The organism is Streptomyces scopuliridis (genome assembly GCF_042790125.1).
Taxonomy (GTDB): Bacteria; Actinomycetota; Actinomycetes; order Streptomycetales; family Streptomycetaceae; genus Streptomyces; species Streptomyces scopuliridis_A.
On record NZ_JBHTZS010000033.1, the window covers coordinates 67,646 to 84,121 of the forward strand.

Genomic DNA, 16,476 nt, shown 5'->3' on the forward strand with positions numbered 1-16,476 from the left:
TCCGCAGATGAGAGAAACACCCCGCTCGCAGGGGACTGCGGGCGACACCAGGGCGGGGCATCCCCAGCGCCGCTTTGGTCGTGCCTTCGCGCACACCACTGGAGCCTCCGGCTCTGGAACACCTCACCGATCGGATGGCCGCTCGCCCCAAACCCCCCGGGGCGTGCGGCACACCGGTCCGTACGGCCGCCCTGGAACTACCCCCCCTGTTCCAGGGCGGCCGGCTTTTTTCTCCCGCCCCAGGTGGCGGTTCTGGATTCCCTTCGCGCTGTGGCGCGGCCGTCTTCGCGCTCGTGACCTGGCAGGTTTCCGCCGGTGGCCCGCTGCGCTCGGCCGATGAGCGGCTGAGTCACGCGCTCGCGGGCCAGGGGCCCAGACCACTGACGGAACTCCTCGCCGATCTCGGCAGCATGCTCGTCGCCGTGCCCGTGCTGGCCGTGGCGATCGGATACGCGCTGTGGCGCGGGCAGCGCGCCCGGCCGCTGCTGGCCGGGGTCGCGATGGCCGCCGTCCCCCTCCTGGTCGTGCCGCTCAAGATCTGGACCGACCGGCCGGGCCCGCTCACCGACGCCACCGGGTACTACCCGTCCGGGCACACGGCGACGGCGATGGTCGCGTACGGCGGCGCCGCCCTCCTCCTCGCGCCCCACGTGCCACGGAGACGGGCGGTGCCCGCCGCCGTCCTGCTCACCCTGGCGACGGGCACCGGTCTCATCCTGCGCGGCTACCACTGGCCGCTGGACGTCCTCGGCAGCCTGGCCCTCTGCGGGATGCCGCTGCTGGCTCTGGAGCGGGCACTCCGCGCGGCCGGGGCGCGCGATCTCAGCCGAAGTACGCGTCGAAGTTCTTCGAGAACTCCCACTGGTTGAAGCGGTCCCAGTTGATCGACCAGGTCATCAGTCCGCGCAGGGCGGGCCAGGTGCCATGGGTCTGGTACGCACCGCAGTCGGTCTTCTTGGTCAGGCAGTTGAGCGCCTTGTTCACCTCGGCCGGCGGCGTGTGGCCGTTGCCCGCCTGGGTCGAGGCCGGCAGGCCGATGGCGACCTGGTCGGGGCGGAGCGCCGGGAAGACCTTCGTGGTGTCACCGGCGACCGGGAAGCCGGTGAGCAGCATGTCGGTCATGGCGATATGGAAATCGGCGCCGCCCATCGAGTGGTACTGGTTGTCCAGGCCCATGATCGGGCCGGAGTTGTAGTCCTGGACGTGCAGCAGGGTGAGATCGTCGCGCAGGGCGTGGATCACCGGGAGATACGATCCGGCGCGCGGGTCCTGGCCGCCCCAGGGGCCGGATCCGTAGTACTGGTAGCCGAGCTGTACGAAGAAGGTCTCGGGGGCCATGGTGAGGACGAAGTCCGCGCCGTACCTGGCCTTGAGGGTCTTGATCGCGGAGATCAGATTGACGACGACCGGGGTCGTGGGGTTACGGAAGTCGGTGTCCCCGGTGTTCAGCGAGAGCGAGTGGCCCTCGAAGTCGATGTCCAGGCCGTCCAGACCGTACTCGTCGATGATTTTGGACACCGAGGAGACGAAGGTGTCGCGGGCGGCGGTGGTGGAGAGCTGGACCTGGCCGTTCGCGCCGCCGATGGAGATCAGGACCTTCTTGCCCGCGGCCTGTTTGGCCTTGATCGCCGCCTTGAACTCGGCGGCGGATTCGACGTTCGGGCATTCGGCGGCCGGGCAGAGGCTGAAGCGGATGTCGCCGGAGGTGACCGAGGTGGGTTCGCCGAAGGCGAGGTTGATGACGTCCCACGAGGCGGGCACATCGGCCATCCGCGTATAGCCGGAGCCGTTGGCGAAGCTGGAGTGCAGATAGCCGACCAGCGCGTGGGCGGGCAGGTCCGCGCCTCCTCCGCCGCTGCCCGGGGCCGAGGTGGTCGCGGTGACGGCGGGCGAGAGCGCGGACGCGCCGGCGGCGTTGGTCGCCGCGACCTGGAAGCTGTACGCCGTGGCCGGGCTGAGCCCGGAGACGGTCGCCGAGGTGCCGCCGGTGTCCAGGACCTTGGCGCCGCCCCGGTAGACGGTGTAGCCGGTGGCTCCCGTGACGGGCGCCCAGGAGAGCGCCACGGATGTCGAGGTGACGCTGTCCGCCTTCAGGCCGGTGGGGACGGCCGGGGGCTGCGCGGGGGCGCCGCCGGGACCGACGAGGGTGAGGTCGTCGGCGTAGTAGGCGGGCGTGCCGTACCACCCGTGGGTGTAGACGGTCACGGAGGTGGTGCCCGGACCGGTGCGGAAGCTCGTGGTCAGCTTCTGCCAGTCGGACGCGGACTGCGTCCAGGTCGACACATCGGTGGTGCCGGTGCCGGAGGCGCCGAGATAGACGTAGCCGCCGCGGACCCAGGAGCTGAGTGTGTACGCGGAGTCCGGCTGGACGGTGACGGTCTGCGAGCACTTGGCGTTGTCGTTGCCCGCGGGGGTCCCCTTGAGCGCGCCGCTGCCACTGTGCACCGGGGTGGTGACGACGGAGCCGCTGCCCGCCGTACAACTCCAGCCGGTCAGGCCGGACTCGAAGCCGCCGTTGCGGGCGATGTCCGCGTCGGCGGCCCGTGCCGTCTGGGCGGCGGCGACGAGTCCGCCCGCGGTGAGCACGGCGGCCGCGAGGGCGGCCACCAGTCTTGGGTACGGAGCAGGACGTCTGGTGCGTTCCACAACTGCCTCCGGGCATGGGGGAAATGAGGTGGTGGAGCGCGCACAGCATGGTCCAGACCAATTGCCTGGTCAAGACCTCTGACAGCGCCGGCCCGGAACGATCCCCACACCCCCTCGGATCAACCGGCGCCGTCCATCCCGCCGCCCCCGTCCCCGTCTCCCGCCGCGAGGTTCGCCGCCGCCTCGTGCATCGCCAGTTCCAGCAGCGAGGCGTCGGTGAGCGTGCCCGAGCCGTCCGGCGGGATCAGCCAGCGCATGGCGCCGCTCGCCCGCCCCGGGTACGGCACGACGATCCAGGTGCCGGAGCCCACGCCGCGTACGCCCGTGCCGAGCCAGCGCGCGACCGTGCCCGGCGGCACGAAGAACCCCATCCGGGAGTCGCCGAAGCCGGCGAGCACGGGCCCCGGCCGGTCGACGAGCCCGGTCAGCACATCGAGGGTCGGATAGCCCAGCTCGCCGGGGAGGATCAGTACGTCCCAGCGCCGGCCGGCGGGCAGGAGCGCCACCCCGAGCGGGTCGCGCTCCCACTCCCATCGGCAGGCTTCGGGATCCGGTGCCACCGAAGTCAGCCACCGCACCGCGTTGTTCGCCCCTGAGCCGGTCATCTGCCCGGCCTCCCCTCCGTGTTGCCGGACGATCTGTCCACACGGGGGAGACACGAGGGGTGCCGGTCGATGACGCGGGTTCGGCCGGCGATCTTGTGGTGATGTGGATCACAGGACCCGGCGGCGGCTCAGCTGTCGAAGCCGAGGCCCAGCCGGTCCATGGTCCGCAGCCACAGATTGCGCCGTCCGCCCCGGGCGTCGGCGCGGGCCAGCGACCATTTGGTGAGCCCGATCCCGGCCCACGCCGCCGGTTCCGGCGGGAACGGCAGCGGCTTGCTCCTGACCATCTCCAGCGCGGTGCGCTCGGTCCGTTCACCCGCCAGGAGATCGAGCATCACCTCCCCGCCGAAGCGGGTCGCCCCCACGCCGAGCCCGGTGTACCCGGCGGCGTACGCGACCCGGCCGTCGTACGCCGTACCGAAGAAGGCCGAGAAGCGCGAGCAGGTGTCGATGGCGCCGCCCCAGGCGTGGCTGAAGCGCACCCCCTCCAGCTGGGGGAAGCAGCGGAAGAAGTGGGTGGCGAGCTTGAGATAGGTCTCCGGACGGTGGTCGAGCGCCGTGTCCAGCCGGCCGCCGTACGGGTAGATCGCGTCGTAACCGCCCCACAGGATGCGGTGGTCGTCGGTGATCCGGAAGTAGTGGAACTGGTTGGCGCTGTCGCCGAGCCCCTGACGGTTCTTCCAGCCGATCGCGGCGCGCTGCGCCTCGGTCAGCGGCTCGGTCATCAGCGCGTAGTCGTAGACCGGGACGGTGTACGGACGTACCCGCCGGACCAGCGAGGGGAACACATTGGTGCCGAGCGCGACCGTGCGCGCGAAGACCCGGCCGTACGGCGTACGGACGGCCATCCCGGCCCCCGGTCCGGGCCCGGACGTGGATCGGGCACGCGCCAGCTCCAGCCCGGGGGTGTTCTCGTAGAGGCGTACCCCGAGCTCCGCGCAGGCGCGCTTGAGGCCCCAGGCGAGTCTGGCGGGGTGCAGCATGGCGACGCCACGCCGGTCCCACAGCCCGCCCAGGAACGTCGGCGAGTCGACCTCGGCGCGTACGGCGTCCCGGTCGAGCGGCTCCAGACCGGTGTGACCGAGGCGCCTCGCCTCCTCGTACAGCTCATGGAGATCGTCCAGTTGGTACGGCTCGGTGGCGACATCGATCTCGCCGGTGCGCTCGAAGGAGCAGTCGATGGCGTAGCGGGCGACCGTCGCCTCGATGGCGTCGAGGTTGCGCTCGCCCAGCTCCTCCAGTTTCCGCAGCTCACCCGGCCAGCGCGCGAGCCCGTTGCCGAAACCGTGGGTGAGGGAGGCGGCGCAGAAGCCGCCGTTGCGGCCGGAGGCGGCCCAGCCCACCTCGCGGCCCTCGATCAGTACGACGTCCCGTTCCGGGTCGCGTTCCTTGGCGAGCAGCGCGGTCCACAGCCCGCTGTAACCGCCGCCGATGACCAGCAGATCGCAGTGTTCGTCGCCGGCGAGAGCGGGCAGGGCTCCCGGCCTGCCGGGGTCGTCCAGCCAGTACGGGACCGGCCGCGCGTCGGAGAGCGATGCGGCGGAGAGCGCCGCGGTGGCGGTACGCATGGCGCTTGGGGCCATGTCTTCCAACTCCTTCAGGGGGATGCCGGGATCCGCTCAGGTGGTGGCGGTCTTCTTCCGCCGGCCGCTGACCAGCTGACCGCCGACCACCAGCAGTACGGCGATGATGAACATCGCCGTCCCGATGACATTGATCTGCACCGGCGTGCCGCGCTGCGCGGAGCCCCAGACGAACATGGGGAAGGTGACGGTCGAGCCGGCGTTGAAGTTGGTGATGATGAAGTCGTCGAAGGAGAGGGCGAAGGCGAGCAGCGCGCCCGCCGCGATCCCGGGGGCCGCGATCGGCAGCGTGACCCGTACGAAGGTCTGCACGGGTCCCGCGTAGAGATCCCGCGCCGCCTCCTCCAGCCTCGGGTCCATCGACATGACGCGCGCCTTGACGGCGGTCACCACAAAGCTGAGGCAGAACATGATGTGTGCGATCAGCACGGTCCAGAAGCCGAGCTGCGCGCCCAGGTTGAGGAAGAGCGTCAGCAGCGAGGCGGCCATCACGACCTCGGGCATCGCCATCGGCAGGAAGATCAGTGAGTTGATCGCGCCGCGTGCCCGGAAGCGGTAGCGGACCAGCGCGAACGCGATCATCGTCCCGAGGGCGGTGGCGCCGAGCGTCGCCCAGGCGGCGATCTGGAGCGAGAGCGTCAGTGAGCCGCACAGATCGGCGACCCCGCAGGGGTCCTTCCAGGCGTCCAGCGAGAAGCGCTGCCAGGAGTAGTTGAAGCGCCCGTTCGGCTTGTTGAAGGAGAAGACCATCACGACGAGGTTGGGCACGATCAGATAGCCGAGCGTCAGCACGCCCGCGATGACGACGATGTTGCGTCGGAGCCAGCGCATCAGACCAGGTCCTCCGTCCCTGCTCGGCGGATGTAGAAGGTGACCATCAGCAGGACGATCGCCATGAGGATGAACGAGAGCGCGGCGGCCGTCGGATAGTCCAGGACCCGCAGGAACTGCGTCTGGATGACGCTGCCGACCATCTTCGTGTCGGTGGAGCCGAGCAGTTCGGCGTTGACGTAGTCGCCGCTCGCCGGGATGAAGGTGAGCAGCGTGCCGGAGACGACGCCCGGCATGGAGAGCGGGAAGGTCACCTTCCGGAACGTGGTCAGCGGCCTGGCGTACAGATCGCCCGCGGCCTCGTGAAGGCGCCCGTCGATGCGCTCCAGCGAGGTGTAGAGCGGCAGGATCATGAAGGGCAGGAAGTTGTAGGTGAGCCCGCAGACCACCGCCATGGGCGTGGCGAGGACGCGGTTGCCCTCGGTCCAGCCGAGCCAGCTGGTCACGTCCAGGACATGGAGGGAGTCCAGGATGCCGACGACCGTGCCGCCGTCCGCGAGGATCGTCTTCCAGGCGAGCGTGCGGATCAGGAAGCTGGTGAAGAACGGCGCGATGACCAGGACCAGCAGCAGATTGCGCCAGCGTCCGGCCTTGAAGGCGATGAGATACGCGAGCGGATAGCCGAGCAGCAGACACAGGATCGTGGCGGTGCCCGCGTACAGCAGGGAGCGCACGAACTGCGGGTAGTACTCCTGGAGCGCGTCCCAGTAGGTCGCGAAGTGCCAGGTGACCTGGAAGCCCTTCTCCAGGGAGCCGGTCTGTACGGAGGTCGAGGCCTGGTAGACCATCGGCAGCGCGAAGAAGACCAGCAGCCAGAGGATGCCGGGCAGCAGCAGCCAGTACGGGACGAGCCGCTTGCGCGTGGACGCCTTGCGTACCGGCGGCTCCGGCGGGGTGGCGGGCGCGGCGGGAGGCGCCTCGGTGATCGTCACGAGACCTCCTCGTCCACCGTCTCGATGCCCGCGTCAATGTCCTGGGCCGCGTCCAGACCGAAGCTGTGCGCCGGGTTCCAGTGCAGGACCACCTCGGCGCCCGGGGCGAGCCGGCTGTCCCGCTCGATGTTCTGCGCGTACACCTCGAACTCCGGACAGACCGGGCTGTCGATCACATACTGCGTGGAGACCCCGATGAAGCTGGAGTCGGCTATCCGCCCGGTGATCCGGTTGCGGCCGTCGGGGATGGTGCCCGCGTCGTCCGCGTGCGCCAGGGAGATCTTCTCGGGCCGGATGCCGACCAGCAGCCGGCCGCCGCTCGCGGTGGGGGCGGAGCACCGTCCCGCGGGCAGCCGCAGTTTCGCGCCGCCCGCCGTGACCACCACCTCGTCCCCGTGGATCTCGGCGACCTCGGCCTCGATGAGGTTGGAGGTGCCGAGGAAGTTGGCGACGAAGGTGGTCTGCGGGTTCTCGTAGAGATCGGCGGGGCTGCCCAGTTGCTCGACCACACCGCCGTTCATCACCGCGACCGTGTCGGCCATCGTCATGGCCTCCTCCTGGTCGTGGGTGACATGGATGAAGGTGATGCCGACCTCGGTCTGGATGCGCTTCAGCTCCAGTTGCATCTGCCGGCGCAGCTTGAGGTCGAGGGCGCCGAGCGGTTCGTCGAGCAGCAGCACCTGCGGATGGTTGATCAGCGCGCGGGCGACGGCGACGCGCTGCTGCTGGCCGCCGGAGAGCTGGTGCGGCTTGCGCTTGGCGAAGTCGCCGAGCTGGACGAGATCGAGCATCTCGCCGACCTGCCCGCGTACGGACTTGATGCCGCGGCGGCGCAGCCCGAAGGCGACGTTCTCGTAGATGTCGAGGTGCGGGAAGAGCGCGTAGCTCTGGAAGACGGTGTTGACCGGCCGCTTGTACGGGGGCAGGCCGGTGACGTCCTTGTCGCCCAGGAAGACCGTGCCGGTGGTCGGCTCCTCCAGGCCCGCGATCATCCGCAGCGTGGTGGTCTTGCCGCACCCCGACGCGCCGAGGAGAGCGAAGAAGGAGCCCTGCGGCACGGTGAGATCGAGCGGCTTGACGGCGTGGAAGGAGCCGTACGTCTTGCTGATCCCGGACAGGCGGACGTCGCCGCCCCGGCTGGTGGATGCAGTCTCTGTCATGGGTAACGGTCCCGGGGATGAGAGAGGTGGACGGGCTGAGACCAGGCCGTCCCCGGCGAGGGAGGAGGTACGGCGTCAGGCGCCGATGAGCGTGGCGAACTTCTGCTCGTACGCCGTCTCTTCCTCGGCGCTGAGGGAACGGAAGGCGTGCGAGGCGGCGGCCATCGCCGCGTCCGGGAGGATCAGTGTGTTGTCGGCCATCGACTTGTCGATCTTCGCGAGTTCGGCGCGTACCCCGTCGACCGGGCACACGTAGTTGATGTACGCGGCGAGCTGGGCGGCGACCGGCGGCCGGTAGTAGTGGTCGATGAGCTTCTCGGCGTTGGTCTTGTGCCGTGCCCTGGCCGGGACCAGCAGGTTGTCGCTGGAGATGATGTAGCCGCTGCGGGGGATGGCGAACTTGATGTCCGGGTTGTCGTTCTGGAGCTGGACGATGTCCCCGGCCCAGGCGACACAGGCCGCGATATCGCCCTTGTCGAGGTCCGCGGTGTAGTCGTTGCCGGTGAAGCGGCGTATCTGCTTCTTGTCGACGGCCTTCTGGATACGGGCGATCGCGGCGTCGAAGTCGTCGTCGGTGAAGCTGCCCGGGTCCTTGCCCAGATCGAGCAGGGTCATTCCGATGGAGTCGCGCATCTCGGAGAGGAAGGCGACCCGGCCCTTCAGCCGCGGGTCGTCGAGCAGCTGGGAGACCGAGTCGACCGTGCGTCCGCCGGTGGCCTTCGCGTTGTACGCGATGACGGTGGGGATGCCGGTCCAGGGGTAGCTGTGGGCGCGGCCGGGGTCCCAGTCCGGTGAGCGGAACTGGTCGGAGAGGTTCGCGAAGGCGTGCGGCAGCTGGGAGGGGTCGAGCTTCTGCGCGTATCCGAGCCTGATCATGCGGGCGGCGAGCCAGTCGGTGACGCAGATGAGGTCACGGCCGGTGTCCTGGCCGGCCGCCAGCTGCGGCTGGATCTTGCCGAAGAACTCGACGTTGTCGTTGATGTCCGCCGTGTACTTGACGCTGATGCCGGTGCGCTTCGTGAACGCGTCCAGCGTCGGATAGTCCTTCTCGTCCTCGCTGACGTCCATGTACTCGGTCCAGTTGGAGAAGACGACCCGCTTCTCGTCGGCCGAGTGGTCGGTGGACGCGGGGCCGTCGCCCTCCCGCTTGGCGGGCGGGATCCCGCAGCCGCTCAGACCGGCGAGCCCGCCGATCGTGAGCGCGCCGACCCCGGTCGCGCGCAGCATGGAACGGCGGGTGAGGGCGCCCCTGCCGTTGGTCAGGCTGCGCCGCATCGCGGCCAGTTGGGCCCCGGAGAGACGGCCGGGCTCGTACTGCTCCATGCGCTGTGCCCTTTCGGATGGTGGTCACTGCGGGCGGACGGTCACTGGGGACGGTCCCCGAAGATCGTGCGGTGCCAGTCCTTCCTGGCCACCGCGGTGTTGTCGTACATCACATGCTTGACCTGCGTGTACTCCTCGAAGGAGTACGCCGACATGTCCTTGCCGAACCCGCTCGCCCGGTATCCGCCGTGCGGCATCTCGCTGATGATCGGGATGTGGTCGTTGACCCAGACGCAGCCGGCCCTGAGCTCACGGGTGGCCCGGCCGGCGCGGTGGACGTCGCGGGTCCACGCGGAGGCGGCGAGGCCGTACGGGGTGTCGTTGGCGAGCCGGATGCCCTCGTCGTCGGAGTCGAAGGGCAGGACGACGAGGACCGGGCCGAAGATCTCGGACTGGACGATCTCGCTGTCCTGGGCGGCGTCCGCGACGAGGGTGGGACGGTAGTACGCGCCGTCCTTCCACGCGCCGCCCGGCGCCGCGCCGCCGGTGACGATCCGGGCGTCACCACGGGCCCGGTCGACGAAGCCGGCCACCCGGTCGCGGTGGGTGTGCGAGATCAGCGGGCCGAGGTCGGTGGCCGGATCGAAGGGGTCGCCGAGCCGTACGGTCTCCATCAGTTCGGCGCCCCCGCTCACGAAGGCGTCGTACAGCGGACGTTGCACATACGCGCGGGTGGCGGCCGTGCAGTCCTGGCCGCCGTTGATGAGGGAGCCCGCGACCGCGCCATGGACGGCGGCTTCCAGGTCCGCGTCGTCGAAGACCAGGAAGGGCGCCTTGCCGCCGAGTTCGAGATGGAGGCGGGTGACGGTGGCGGTGGCGATCTCCGCGACGCGCTTTCCGACGGCGGTGGAGCCGGTGAAGGAGGTCATCACGACATCGGGGTGGCCGACGAGCCGTTCCCCGGCGTCGGGCCCCGCGCCGGTGACGATATTGATCACGCCGTCGGGCACCCCGGCCTCCTGGGCGGCCCGCGCGAACATCAGCGAGGTGAAGGGGGTGATCTCGGCGGGCTTCAGCACGATGGTGTTGCCCGCGGCGACGGCCGGCAGGATCTTCCAGGCGGCCATCTGGAGCGGGTAGTTCCAGGGCGCGATGGAGCCGACGACCCCGATCGGCTCGCGCCGTACGTACGAGGTGTGATCGGCGCTGTACTCACCGGCCGCGAGGCCCTGGAGATGGCGCGCGGCGCCCGCGAAGAAGGCGGTGTTGTCGATGGTGCCGGGGACGTCGAACTCGGTGGACAGCTTGATCGGTTTGCCGCACTGGAGCGATTCCGCGTACGCGAAGTCCTCGGCCTGCTCGGCGAGGACGGCCGCGAAGCGGTGCAGGGCGTCGGAGCGCTCCCCCGGGGTGGTGCCCGACCAGCCGCGGAACGCCTCGCGCGCGGCGGCGACGGCGGCGTCGACATCGGCCGGGCCCGCCAGCTCGTACGCGTACAGCTCCTCGCCGGTCGCCGGGTTCACGACGGCGTGCGTACGTCCCGAGGTGCCCGGTCGCGGCCGCCCGCCGATGAACTGCGCACCGTCCGCGAAGCGGTCCCGCACCTGGAAGCGGTTGGCCATGACGCTCTCCGATGTTCCAGCTGGTTGGTCAGCTGTTGTTCCGGCTGTTGCTCCGGCTTCAATTGAGTGCCGATCCTGACAGAGCAGCGTCACCTCAACAAGGGATTCCGTTGTTGCCTTTTGGTTACGCGACGGAATCGGTCGACCATGTGTCGCGTCAGCACGCTGATCGGCGGACGGATTGTCAGTGGTGGCTGCCAGACTCGCATGCATGGGGAACAACTCGGGGCGTGAGAAGTACCTGCTCTTCTGGGGGCACACACCGCGGCGGGACGGCGCGCTCGGCGCCGGCTGCCTCAGTCAGTGGTGGCCCTCGCCGTTCACGGTGGCCGGGGTGGACTACGCGACGGCCGAGCACTGGATGATGGCGGGCAAGGCGCGGCTCTTCGGGGACGAGGAGGCCGAGCGCGCCGCTCTGGAGGCGGCGAATCCCGCGCTCGCCAAGAAGGCGGGGCGGCTGGTGCGCGATTTCGACGAGACCGTCTGGGAGCGCGAGCGCTTCGGCATCGTGGTGGAGGGCAGCGTCCACAAATTCGGCCAGGATCCCGCGCTGCGCGGATTTCTGCTGGCCACGGGCGACCGGATACTCGTCGAGGCCAGCCCGATGGACCGGATCTGGGGCATCGGGCTGGCCTCGGACGACGAGCGGGCGAGCGATCCCGCGCGCTGGCGCGGGCTGAATCTGCTGGGCCTGGCGCTGATGGAGGCGCGTGAACGGCTCCGGGCCTAGGCCCTGTCTGACACATAGCGCCGTCCGCCCGAAGGGCGGGGCTCGCGGCGTCTGGTGCGTGCGATCGCAAGGCGGAGGGTCTCCCCAGTACTGGACGTACTGGGGTGATCCGACAACGCGGCGAGCGTGCGTGCCGGGCGCCGCGAGCCAGGCGGGATGTGTCAGACAGGGCCTAGGCCCCGGGATCCGCCGGCTCTGCCGGATCTAGCGGATCTACCGGGTGACGTCGACCATCAGCGAGGTGCTGTAGTCGTCGTAGGTGCTGTCGTAGTCGTTGTTCCTCTCCTCGTTGATCGCCTGGGTGATGCCCCAGATGATGAAGCCGAGGAAGATGATGCCGAGGGCGATGCCGATCGACCCGAGGATGACACCGGCGCGGGCCTGGCCCTCGTTGTTGGCCTCGCCGCGCTGTACCCGCTTCTTGCCGACGATGCCGAAGATCAGCGCGAGCGTGCCGAGGATGATGCCGCCGATGCCGTACAGACAGAACAGACAGACGGACAGGATGCCGAGCACCATCGCGGCGACGCCCATACCGTTCGCCGGGGGCTGCCAGCCGGGCTGGCCGTATCCCGGCATGCCCGGGTACGGCTGGGCGGCGGCCGGGTAGCCGGGATAGCCATAGCCGGGGGCCGGCCCCGCGCCGGCGCCGTAGGGAGCGGCTGGCTGGGCGGGCATGGCGCCCGGGTAGCCGTACGGACCGGGGGCGGGCTGGGCCGGTCCCCCGGGCGCGGTGGGCGGCGGGGGCACGGCGCCGGACTCGGGCCCTCCGATCGGCGTACCGGTCATCGTCGGCTGGTTGTGCACCGATCCGGCGTCCCGCGGCGGGGCCCCCGGAGCCTCCCAGGACTGCTGTCCGGGAAGCTCGGGTGATATCGGTGGCGGCGGCAGGTGCGCCGGCTTGTCCAGCGGAATCCGCTGCTCGGGCGGAGCCCAGGGATCACTCGGCTCGTAGCCGCCCGGCGGCTGCTCGCTCTTGTCTGACATGGGCCTCCCCCATCGTAATTCCGTCATGCTACGGCCTCCGCCACGCGCGGAACCGGCCCGGCCTACGATGATCCCTGACCCGAGCGGCCCCGGGCAGGGGGCGGACGTCCCGCCCCCTGCCCGGGGCCGTGCACTCTTGGCACCCGCCCCAGCATCCGGAGGACCCCGATGACCGATCTGCACCCCTTCATCGCGGGGCTGCCCAAGGCCGAACTGCATGTGCACCATGTCGGATCGGCGTCGCCCCGTATCGTCGCCGAACTGGCCGCCCGGCACCCTGACTCCAAGGTGCCCACCGATCCCGAGGCGCTCTCCGACTACTTCACCTTCACCGACTTCGCACACTTCATCGACGTCTATCTCTCGGTCGTCGATCTGATCCGTACGCCCGAGGACGTCCGGCTGCTGACCTTCGAGGTCGCCCGTGACATGGCCCGGCAGAACATCCGCTATGCCGAGCTGACGGTGACGCCGTTCAGCTCGACCAGCCGCGGTATCCCCGAACTGGGCTTCATGGAGGCGATCGAGGACGCCAGGAAGAGCGCCGAGGCCGAGTTCGGCGTCGTGCTGCGCTGGTGCTTCGACATCCCCGGCGAGGCCGGGCTGCCCGCGGCCGAGGAGACGGCCAGGCTCGCGGTGGACCTGCGGCCCGAGGGGCTGATCGCCTTCGGTCTCGGCGGCCCGGAGATCGGGGTGCCCCGGCCGCAGTTCAAGCCGTACTTCGACCGCGCGATCGCCGCGGGTCTGCACTCCGTGCCGCACGCCGGTGAGACGACGGGTCCCGGGACGATCTGGGACGCGCTCCGCGAGCTGGGCGCGGAGCGCATCGGCCATGGCACGAGCGCCGTCCAGGACCCGGAGCTGCTGGCGTACCTCGCTGAGCACCGCATCCCGCTGGAGGTGTGCCCGACCTCCAATATCGCCACCCGCGCCGTCCTCGACCTCGATGAGCACCCGATCAAGGAGATGGTCGCGGCCGGTGTGCTGGTGACGGTCAACAGCGACGACCCGCCGATGTTCGGCACGGACCTCAACCAGGAGTACGGGGTGGCCGCCCGGCTGCTCGGCCTGGACGAGCGCGGTCTCGCCGATCTCGCGAAGAACGGTGTCGAGGCCTCGTTCCTCGACACGGACGGCAAGAAGCGGCTCACCGCCGAGATCGACGCGTACACCGCCCAGTGGCTCGCGCGCTGACGATGGCCGGCGACCGGGCGGACCGGGACACCGCCGCGCGGAGCGTCGTCGCCGTAGGTCACCGCGGCGATCCCTACCGCGTACGGGAGAACACCCTTCCGTCCGTACACTCCGCGCGGCGGCGGGGCGCGGACGCGGTCGAGATCGACGTCAGGCTCACCCGCGACGGTGTGCCCGTGCTGCTGCACGACTCCACGCTGGAGCGCCTCTGGGGCCATGAACGGCGGCTGGGGGAGGTGACGTACGAGGAGCTGCGGGCGCTGACGGACGGCGGGGTCCCGACGCTGCGCGAGGCGCTCACGGCGGAGGACCCGGACGGCACGAGCGACGGGCCGCGCAGCGCACACGCGGGCGCGGACGGGGCGCGGTTCATGGTGGATCTTCCGGGCGCGACGGAGGAGTCGGTACGTACGATCGTCGGCACGGTACGTGAGTGCGGCGCCGCCGAGCGCGTCTACTACTGCGCGGGCCCGAGCGCGATGCTCGCCGTCCGCGCCGCCGACGCCCGCGCCGAGATCGCCATGACATGGACGACGCTCGCGCCACCGCGTCCCGTCCTGCTCGCGGCGGTACGGCCACGCTGGCTCAACTACCGGTTCGGGCTGGTCAGCAGGGAGCTGGCCGACCGCAACCACCGGGACGGGCTGCTGGTCTCGGCCTGGACCGCGGACACCCGGCGCAGCATGCGCCGGCTGATCGCGCACGGCGTCGACTCCGTCACCACCAACCGGATCGATGTCCTGTCCGGGCTGCTGGGGACTCGTCGTTCCTGAACCGCCGGGCATACGGTCGGGGATGATGAGCCGACGGTGCCTCCCGTGATCACGGCGGGCGCGGCAGGAGCAGAGAGGAGACGATGTGTCCGACGACCACAACACCCCACGTGCGACGGGGCGTATCCGTTCCGACATCGCCCACAACGCGCGTGTGTGGAACTACTGGTTGGGCGGAAAAGACAATTATCTGGTGGACCGCACGGTCGGGGACCAGGTCACCGGCATGTATCCGAGCATCGGTGAAGTGGCGCGCGCGGACCGGGCGTTCCTCGGCAGGGCGGTCCGTCATCTCACCGGGGACCTGGGCGTACGGCAGTTCCTGGACATCGGCACCGGCCTGCCCACCGTCGACAACACCCATGAGGTGGCGCAGCGGATCGCGCCCGAGTCCCGGATCGTCTACGTCGACAACGACCCGATCGTGCTGGCGCACGCCCGCGCGCTGCTGACGGGCTCGGCGGAGGGCGCCACCGAGTACATCGACGCGGACGCCCACGACCCGGACGGGATCCTGGCCGCCGTCGAGCCGACGCTCAGCCTGCGGCGGCCGGTGGCGGTGATGATGCTCGGCATCCTGAACTTCGTCCTGGACACCGACGACGCGCGGTCGATCGTACGGAAGCTGCTGGCCGCCGTGCCCTCCGGCAGCTATCTGGTGCTGACCCACCCCACGCTGGAGCTGGGCGGCGACGGCAATGCCGAGGCCATGCGGTTCTGGAACGAGAACGCCACTCCCCCGATCACCGCCCGCAGCCGGGCGGACATCGAGTCCTTCGTGGCCGGTCTTGAGCTGCTGGAGCCGGGCATCGTCTCCTGCGCGCGCTGGCGCCCCGACCACCGCCGGGACGACGGCGCGGCGGACGTGGCCCAGTTCGGCCTGGTGGCCCGCAAGCCCTGACGTACTTGGAGCCCGCCCGCGTAGGCGGGTCCCGTTCCCCGCGGGCGGGCCCCGCCCGCACCCCTAGCGGTCGGCGCCCGGGTCCTCCCGCGACGGTCCTGGCTCCTCGGCCCTGAGCGTCTCCGGCGGCACGTCCTTGGCGCGCACCGTGAGCACCTTCCCGATGAACATGTCGTAGACGAAGATCCCGATGAGTCCCCCGAGCAGCGGTCCGACAATGGGAATCCAGAAATAGCCGCTGAACCATTGGAAGCTGCCCGGCAGCGCGATATCCCCCCAGCCCAGGAAGTACGTCCAGAGCCGTGGGCCGAAGTCGCGCGCGGGGTTGATCGCGTAACCGGCGTTCGTCCCGATGCTCAGTCCGATCGCGAAGACGACCAGACCGATCAGGAACGGTGCGAGATTGGACAGGGGCCCGCTGTTGCGTGTGTCGATGAGCGCGGATACCAGGAGAAGGAGGATCGCGGTGCCGATGACCTGGTCCAGGAAGGGACCCCACCAGGAATTCCCGAAATACTCGGCCGGGAAGGTGGCGAAAATCGAGAAGGTGGCGAGTGACTGGTCCCGGGCGATTCCGGCCTTGCCGTTGAAATCGTTGATGGCCCAGCTGTACGCGGAAAAGACCACACCGGCGGCGAGAAAGGCGCCCAGGAGCTGCGCGCCCCAATAGGGCAGGACCTTGTTCCAGGGGAATCCGCGGCGCGCGGCGAAGGCGAGCGTGACGGCGGGGTTGATGTGCCCACCGCTGATACCTCCGGAGACATACACCCCGAAGACCACGCCGAGACCCCAGCCCCACGAGACGATCAGCCAGTTCGCCGGGCCGAAGGCGACCGTCTGACGCCCCGATCCGGGGAGTCCGGCGACGGCCACGGCGACCGAACCACAGCCCAGCAGGATCAGTACAAACGTTCCCAGGAATTCCGCGAGCAGTTCGCCATTGAGTCCTTCCCGGTAGCCGCGACGCTTTGTACTGGTAGTCGCCATTGCTCCTCCTGCTTCAGACAGCCGTAGGACAGCCTTCAGACGGCCCGAGCGGGCCGTGATAGAAGCGACTGTAGGACCGTCCGGTGGAACACGCCCGGTGAGCACGCCCGCACGTCTGAGGGCATGTCATACCGGCCTGGGAGCCATTCGGGTGAAGGTTTTTCGCCGTGCGCGTACGAAAGGGGCGGGGGGGGGGGGCGGAATAAACCCCCCCCCCCCCAAAAAACGGGGTAACGGGTAGGAAATAAAAAAAAAAAAAACC

The 16,476-nt window shown here is 69.9% G+C and carries 15 protein-coding genes; 5 read left to right on the forward strand and 10 right to left on the reverse strand.

Annotated elements, in window-relative coordinates; all coding sequences use genetic code 11:
• The first annotated feature begins 293 nt into the window (after positions 1 to 293).
• On the forward strand, positions 294 to 869 hold the full coding sequence (locus ACFRKB_RS32960; protein WP_383110289.1) for a phosphatase PAP2 family protein: 576 nt from the start codon (positions 294 to 296) through the stop codon (positions 867 to 869).
• Here the strand turns inward: ACFRKB_RS32960 and ACFRKB_RS32965 are convergent.
• The 8 genes from ACFRKB_RS32965 to ACFRKB_RS33000 form a co-directional block, all read right to left on the reverse strand.
• A complete protein-coding gene (locus tag ACFRKB_RS32965; protein ID WP_383110290.1) occupies positions 823 to 2,646 on the reverse strand; it encodes a chitinase in 1,824 nt (607 codons plus the stop codon). The genes ACFRKB_RS32960 and ACFRKB_RS32965 overlap by 47 nt on opposite strands.
• Positions 2,647 to 2,765: 119 nt before the next feature.
• A complete protein-coding gene (locus ACFRKB_RS32970) occupies positions 2,766 to 3,251 on the reverse strand; it encodes a hypothetical protein (protein WP_383110291.1) in 486 nt (161 codons plus the stop codon).
• A gap of 128 nt (positions 3,252 to 3,379) precedes the next feature.
• Complete coding sequence (locus tag ACFRKB_RS32975) at positions 3,380 to 4,834, reverse strand: NAD(P)/FAD-dependent oxidoreductase (RefSeq protein ID WP_383110292.1); 1,455 nt, start codon at positions 4,832 to 4,834, stop codon at positions 3,380 to 3,382.
• A 36-nt stretch (positions 4,835 to 4,870) separates the two neighbouring features.
• Positions 4,871 to 5,665, reverse strand: coding sequence for an ABC transporter permease (locus ACFRKB_RS32980; RefSeq protein ID WP_383110293.1), 795 nt, complete (start codon positions 5,663 to 5,665; stop codon positions 4,871 to 4,873).
• On the reverse strand, positions 5,665 to 6,597 hold the full coding sequence (locus ACFRKB_RS32985; protein WP_030351703.1) for an ABC transporter permease: 933 nt from the start codon (positions 6,595 to 6,597) through the stop codon (positions 5,665 to 5,667). Before ACFRKB_RS32985 ends, ACFRKB_RS32980 begins: the two co-directional genes overlap by 1 nt.
• Positions 6,594 to 7,757 (reverse strand): ABC transporter ATP-binding protein, encoded by a 1,164-nt coding sequence (locus ACFRKB_RS32990; protein WP_383110294.1) that lies wholly within the window; start codon positions 7,755 to 7,757, stop codon positions 6,594 to 6,596. The genes ACFRKB_RS32985 and ACFRKB_RS32990 overlap by 4 nt, the downstream gene beginning before the upstream one ends.
• Before the next feature lie 75 nt (positions 7,758 to 7,832).
• The gene (locus tag ACFRKB_RS32995; protein WP_383110295.1) at positions 7,833 to 9,080 is read right to left on the reverse strand and encodes a polyamine ABC transporter substrate-binding protein; all 1,248 of its coding nucleotides are present in this window, start codon (positions 9,078 to 9,080) and stop codon (positions 7,833 to 7,835) included.
• A 41-nt stretch (positions 9,081 to 9,121) separates the two neighbouring features.
• Complete coding sequence (locus tag ACFRKB_RS33000; RefSeq protein WP_383110296.1) at positions 9,122 to 10,642, reverse strand: gamma-aminobutyraldehyde dehydrogenase; 1,521 nt, start codon at positions 10,640 to 10,642, stop codon at positions 9,122 to 9,124.
• Between the two features lie 211 nt (positions 10,643 to 10,853).
• Between ACFRKB_RS33000 and ACFRKB_RS33005 the strand changes: the two genes are divergently transcribed.
• Positions 10,854 to 11,372 carry an NADAR family protein gene (locus ACFRKB_RS33005; RefSeq protein WP_383110297.1) on the forward strand — a complete coding sequence of 173 codons (519 nt, stop codon included), beginning with the start codon at positions 10,854 to 10,856 and terminating at the stop codon, positions 11,370 to 11,372.
• A 213-nt stretch (positions 11,373 to 11,585) separates the two neighbouring features.
• Here ACFRKB_RS33005 and ACFRKB_RS33010 read toward each other — a convergent pair whose 3' ends face one another.
• On the reverse strand, positions 11,586 to 12,359 hold the full coding sequence (locus ACFRKB_RS33010) for a DUF4190 domain-containing protein (protein ID WP_383110298.1): 774 nt from the start codon (positions 12,357 to 12,359) through the stop codon (positions 11,586 to 11,588).
• 168 nt (positions 12,360 to 12,527) lie between these two features.
• Between ACFRKB_RS33010 and ACFRKB_RS33015 the strand changes: the two genes are divergently transcribed.
• The 3 genes from ACFRKB_RS33015 (at position 12,528) to ACFRKB_RS33025 (ending at position 15,227) form a co-directional block, all read left to right on the forward strand.
• A complete protein-coding gene (locus tag ACFRKB_RS33015; RefSeq protein ID WP_383110299.1) occupies positions 12,528 to 13,553 on the forward strand; it encodes an adenosine deaminase in 1,026 nt (341 codons plus the stop codon).
• Between the two features lie 2 nt (positions 13,554 to 13,555).
• The gene (locus ACFRKB_RS33020) at positions 13,556 to 14,326 is read left to right on the forward strand and encodes a glycerophosphodiester phosphodiesterase (RefSeq protein ID WP_383110305.1); all 771 of its coding nucleotides are present in this window, start codon (positions 13,556 to 13,558) and stop codon (positions 14,324 to 14,326) included.
• Between the two features lie 85 nt (positions 14,327 to 14,411).
• Positions 14,412 to 15,227, forward strand: a complete 816-nt coding sequence (locus ACFRKB_RS33025; RefSeq protein WP_383110300.1) for an SAM-dependent methyltransferase — start codon at positions 14,412 to 14,414, stop codon at positions 15,225 to 15,227.
• A 63-nt stretch (positions 15,228 to 15,290) separates the two neighbouring features.
• Here ACFRKB_RS33025 and ACFRKB_RS33030 read toward each other — a convergent pair whose 3' ends face one another.
• Positions 15,291 to 16,214 (reverse strand): MIP/aquaporin family protein, encoded by a 924-nt coding sequence (locus ACFRKB_RS33030; RefSeq protein WP_383110301.1) that lies wholly within the window; start codon positions 16,212 to 16,214, stop codon positions 15,291 to 15,293.
• Between the last annotated feature and the right edge of the window lie 262 nt (positions 16,215 to 16,476).

What these genes read in the sequence shown, in the direction of transcription:
- ACFRKB_RS33010 (WP_383110298.1), bottom strand. Translation starts at nt 12,359, where the DNA reads ATGTCAGACAAGAGCGAGCAGCCGCCGGGCGGCTACGAGCCGAGTGAT.
- ACFRKB_RS33020 (WP_383110305.1), top strand. Translation starts at nt 13,556, where the DNA reads ATGGCCGGCGACCGGGCGGACCGGGACACCGCCGCGCGGAGCGTCGTC.
- ACFRKB_RS32975 (WP_383110292.1), bottom strand. Translation starts at nt 4,834, where the DNA reads ATGGCCCCAAGCGCCATGCGTACCGCCACCGCGGCGCTCTCCGCCGCA.
- ACFRKB_RS33015 (WP_383110299.1), top strand. Translation starts at nt 12,528, where the DNA reads ATGACCGATCTGCACCCCTTCATCGCGGGGCTGCCCAAGGCCGAACTG.
- ACFRKB_RS33005 (WP_383110297.1), top strand. Translation starts at nt 10,854, where the DNA reads ATGGGGAACAACTCGGGGCGTGAGAAGTACCTGCTCTTCTGGGGGCAC.
- ACFRKB_RS32995 (WP_383110295.1), bottom strand. Translation starts at nt 9,080, where the DNA reads ATGGAGCAGTACGAGCCCGGCCGTCTCTCCGGGGCCCAACTGGCCGCG.
- ACFRKB_RS32980 (WP_383110293.1), bottom strand. Translation starts at nt 5,665, where the DNA reads ATGCGCTGGCTCCGACGCAACATCGTCGTCATCGCGGGCGTGCTGACG.
- ACFRKB_RS32990 (WP_383110294.1), bottom strand. Translation starts at nt 7,757, where the DNA reads ATGACAGAGACTGCATCCACCAGCCGGGGCGGCGACGTCCGCCTGTCC.
- ACFRKB_RS33030 (WP_383110301.1), bottom strand. Translation starts at nt 16,214, where the DNA reads ATGGCGACTACCAGTACAAAGCGTCGCGGCTACCGGGAAGGACTCAAT.
- ACFRKB_RS32970 (WP_383110291.1), bottom strand. Translation starts at nt 3,251, where the DNA reads ATGACCGGCTCAGGGGCGAACAACGCGGTGCGGTGGCTGACTTCGGTG.
- ACFRKB_RS33000 (WP_383110296.1), bottom strand. Translation starts at nt 10,642, where the DNA reads ATGGCCAACCGCTTCCAGGTGCGGGACCGCTTCGCGGACGGTGCGCAG.